Origin of the sequence: Pseudonocardia pini (assembly GCF_013870575.1) — a bacterium.
Classification (GTDB): Bacteria; Actinomycetota; Actinomycetes; order Mycobacteriales; family Pseudonocardiaceae; genus Pseudonocardia; species Pseudonocardia pini.
The window spans coordinates 1-3,397 of sequence record NZ_JACBXB010000623.1 but is presented as its reverse complement, the minus strand read 5'-3'; the positions used below and the strand labels follow the sequence as shown (position 1 = coordinate 3,397).

The following is a 3,397-nucleotide window of genomic DNA, read 5'->3' as shown; positions in this document are numbered from 1 at the left end:
GCGTGACGGGGAAGCGGCGCAGGCCCGCGTCGGGCTGGGAGAGCCTGACCCCGACGGAGCTGCAGGTCGCGGAGCTGGTCGGGCAGGGGATGACGAGCCCGCAGATCGCCACCCGGCTCTACGTCTCGCCGCGCACCGTGCAGACCCACATCTCGAACAGCCTGCGCAAGCTCGGCCTCTCCTCCCGCGTCGAGCTCGCGACGACGGTGGCGCGGCACCGCTGAGCTACGGCCCCGCCGAGGTGTGCCAGGGCACCAGCACCCGGCGGGCCCCCGCGACGGTCCCGTGCAGCACCACCCCGAGCAGGGTGAGCAACAGGATCGCCGCGAACATCCGCGGGGTGTCGAGGGCGTTCATCGCCACGACCACCAGGTGCCCGAGCCCCGCGCTACCGCCGAGGAACTCCCCCACCACCGCGCCGATCACCGCGAACACGACGGCCGTCTCGGCCCCGGTCAGCACGGCGGGCGCGGCCGTCGGCAGGTCGAGGCTGCGGAGCGTGGCCCACCGCGAGGCCCCGAGCTCGCGCAACACGTCCCGGTGCCCCGGGTCGACGGAGCGCACACCGAGCAGCACGTTCATCGTGATCGGCAGGAAGGCCAGCAGCGCCGCCAGCACGATCTTCGACCCGGGCCCGAACCCGAACCAGAGCACGAAGATCGGCACGAGGGCCACCTTCGGCACGACCTGGAAGGCCACCAGGGCCGGCCGGGCGGCCCGCTCCAGCCACCGCAGCCGCCCGAGCGCCACCCCGACCACCAGCCCCGCGCCCAGCGCGAGGCCGAACCCCCCGACCACCTCGACCGCCGTGACACCGGCCTCCCGCCAGGTCGCCGGATCACGGACCAGGGCGACGAACGCCTCCCCGACGGCCGCCGGGGACGGGAGCACGAAGGGCGACGCACCGGCCGCGACGGCCAGCCACCAGGCGCCGAGCAGCACCCCCACGGTGACCAGCGCACCGAGCAGGCCGGTCGCGCGCCCCGTCATCCGTCGGCCGCCTCGAGCTCGGCCCGCACCCGTCGGACGACGGCCTGGAACTCCGGCGCGCTGGTGTCCGTGCGCGGCCGCGGCAGCGAGACGTCCACCACGGCGGCCACCCGGCCCGGCCGCGGGGTCAACAGCACGACCCGGTCGGCCAGGAACACGGCCTCCGGGATGGAGTGGGTCACGAAGACCACCGTGGACCGCGTCCGGGTGTGCAGGTCCTGCAGGTCGGCGGTCATCGTGTCCCGGGTGAGCGCGTCGAGGGCGCCGAACGGCTCGTCCATCAGCAGGATCGCGGGGTCCCGGATCAGCGCCCGGGCGATCGAGGCGCGCTGGCGCATCCCGCCGGACAGCTCCCGGGGCATCGCCGTCTCGAAGCCCGCCAGCCCGAGACCGCGACACAGGTCCTCCGCCCGGTGCCTGCGCTCCGCCCGTCCGACGCCGAGCAGACGCAGCGGCAGCCCCACGTTGTCCCGCACGGAGTACCAGGGGAAGAGGTTCGGGTCCTGGAACACCATCCCGACCGGGGCGAAGGCGGCGGGGTCCCGGGAACCCGCGCGCCACGGGTCGGTCCCGTCCACCTCGATCCGCCCGCGGGTGGGGCGCACGAGACCGGCCAGGATCCGCAGCAGCGTCGACTTCCCGCAGCCCGACCGGCCGACCACCGCCACGAACTCCCCCTCCGCCACCTCGAGGTCGACGTCGACGAGGGCCCTGGTCGCGGCGCCGCGCCTCCGGGCGTGGTCGTGGCCCACCCCAGCCGTGCGCAGCACCGGGCTCAGGGGCCGAGCGGGTGCAGCCATGCCTGCGGATCCTGACCCGCCGGGACGAGCCCCTGGCCCGAGACCTCGGCGTACGCGGCCGTCCACCGGTCGGCGGAGGTCACGACCCGCGGGGACCCCCAGGACGCGACGTACGCGTCGAGACCGGCCTTCACGACGGCGGGGTCCGCCAGCGACGGCACCGTGTACCGCGAGGTGATCACCTTCGTGGTCTCGGCGTACCCGGTGGGGGCGTCGGCGGCGACGAAGTCCATCGCGTCCCGGATGGCGGCGAGGTAGCGGCGGAGCCGGTCCTCGGTGGCCGGGTCGGCGAGCTGGTCGGCCGCGGCGACGAAGACCTGCGCACCAGCCGAGACCACGGAGTTGGGATCGAGGACCACGGCCTCGGGCCGGGTGTGCTGGAGGACCGTGGCGGTGTCCAACGGCGTCATGTAGGCGTCGATGCGCCCGGCGGTGACCAGGTCGAACACCCCGGGCGCGAGCCCGACGACCTCGCGTCGGACGGAGGCGGGATCGACGCCGCCGCGGGCGAGCACGAGGTTCAGCGTCCACTCGCTGGTCCCGCCCTGCGACGGGATGCCCACCGTCTTGCCGACCAGGTCCGCGGGCGTCCGGACCGGCGCGCGCGTGCTCGACGCGATCCGCACCGGCCCCAGCGCCTGCTCGGTGCCCACGACCCGCAGGGGGGCGCCGCGGGCGCCGACGGCGACCATCGTCTCGATGTCACCCAGCCTGGTCAGCACGGCCGACCCGCCCAGGACGGCCTGCAGGGCGGCGGGCGACCCCTGCAGCGCCTGGTAGTCGACCTCGAGGCCGTGGCGGGCGAAGTCCCCCCTCGCCGTCGCGACCATCTCCGGCGCGTAGGACATGGACTCGATCGGGGCCGTGGTCACGACCGTGATCCGCTCCACGGCCGCGGCACCGGTGGACCCGGCGGGCGCGGAGCAGCCGACGAGCACGGCGATCGCGGCCAGCGCGGCCGTCAGCAGGCCGGTACCCCGGGACATCGCACTCCTCGCCTCGTCGATCTTTCTGGAGTTCGGCGGCGGGCGGTCCGGCATTACCTCTCACGCCGGCTCACGAGGGCCGAACGGGTCGGGGCGGCGGGCGGACCTCGGCGATCCCGAGCGCCGCCGCCGTCGCCGCCTCGGCCCGACCGCTGACGCCCAGCTTGCCGAGCACCGCCGACACGTGGTGGTCGACCGTGCGGACCGAGAGGACGAGCCGCGCGGCGATCTCCGCGTTCGTGAGCCCCGTGGCGAGCAGCCGCGGGATCTCGGTCTGCCGTGCGGTCAGCCCGGCCGGGTTGGCGCGCGTGCTCTGCTGCGGTCCACGCGGGACGTGCCGGTACCCGGCGGCCCGCAACCGCCTGCGTCCGAGGGCCGCGACGGGGCCGGCGCCCAGGTCGTCGAGCACGGTGAGGGCCTCGACCGTGGAGTCCACCGAGGACAGGAGGGCACGGGCCCGTTCGTAGGGGTCCTCGGACCACGCCGCGGCCGCGGCGGCCCCGTCCCCGCGCAGCGCCGCGGCGAACTCGTCCGGACAGCCGGGGAACGGCTCCACCCTGTCGCCCAGGCGGGCGAGCGCGGCGAGCAGCTCGCCGCGGTCCCGTTCGCGCCCGCGGCCGG

At 75.9% G+C, this 3,397-nt stretch carries 5 protein-coding genes; 1 reads left to right on the top strand and 4 read right to left on the bottom strand.

Annotation, left to right across the window (positions count from 1 at the left end; genetic code table 11):
* Positions 1 to 224, top strand: a 224-nt coding sequence (locus H5J29_RS25985) for a response regulator transcription factor (RefSeq protein WP_181783647.1), incomplete at its 5' end; no start/stop codon positions are given.
* A gap of 1 nt (position 225) precedes the next feature.
* Here H5J29_RS25985 and H5J29_RS25980 read toward each other — a convergent pair.
* From H5J29_RS25980 to H5J29_RS25965, 4 genes are all read right to left on the bottom strand, one after another.
* Positions 226 to 990 (bottom strand): ABC transporter permease, encoded by a 765-nt coding sequence (locus H5J29_RS25980; RefSeq protein ID WP_181783646.1) that lies wholly within the window; start codon positions 988 to 990, stop codon positions 226 to 228.
* Positions 987 to 1,790 carry an ABC transporter ATP-binding protein gene (locus H5J29_RS25975; RefSeq protein WP_181783645.1) on the bottom strand — a complete coding sequence of 268 codons (804 nt, stop codon included), beginning with the start codon at positions 1,788 to 1,790 and terminating at the stop codon, positions 987 to 989. The genes H5J29_RS25980 and H5J29_RS25975 overlap by 4 nt, the downstream gene beginning before the upstream one ends.
* Positions 1,766 to 2,776 (bottom strand): ABC transporter substrate-binding protein, encoded by a 1,011-nt coding sequence (locus H5J29_RS25970; protein ID WP_181783644.1) that lies wholly within the window; start codon positions 2,774 to 2,776, stop codon positions 1,766 to 1,768. Before H5J29_RS25970 ends, H5J29_RS25975 begins: the two co-directional genes overlap by 25 nt.
* A 70-nt stretch (positions 2,777 to 2,846) precedes the next feature.
* Positions 2,847 to 3,397, bottom strand: a 551-nt coding sequence (locus tag H5J29_RS25965) for a helix-turn-helix domain-containing protein (RefSeq protein ID WP_181783643.1), incomplete at its 5' end; no start/stop codon positions are given.

What these genes read in the sequence shown, in the direction of transcription:
- H5J29_RS25980 (WP_181783646.1), bottom strand. Translation starts at nt 990, where the DNA reads ATGACGGGGCGCGCGACCGGCCTGCTCGGTGCGCTGGTCACCGTGGGG.
- H5J29_RS25975 (WP_181783645.1), bottom strand. Translation starts at nt 1,790, where the DNA reads ATGGCTGCACCCGCTCGGCCCCTGAGCCCGGTGCTGCGCACGGCTGGG.
- H5J29_RS25970 (WP_181783644.1), bottom strand. Translation starts at nt 2,776, where the DNA reads ATGTCCCGGGGTACCGGCCTGCTGACGGCCGCGCTGGCCGCGATCGCC.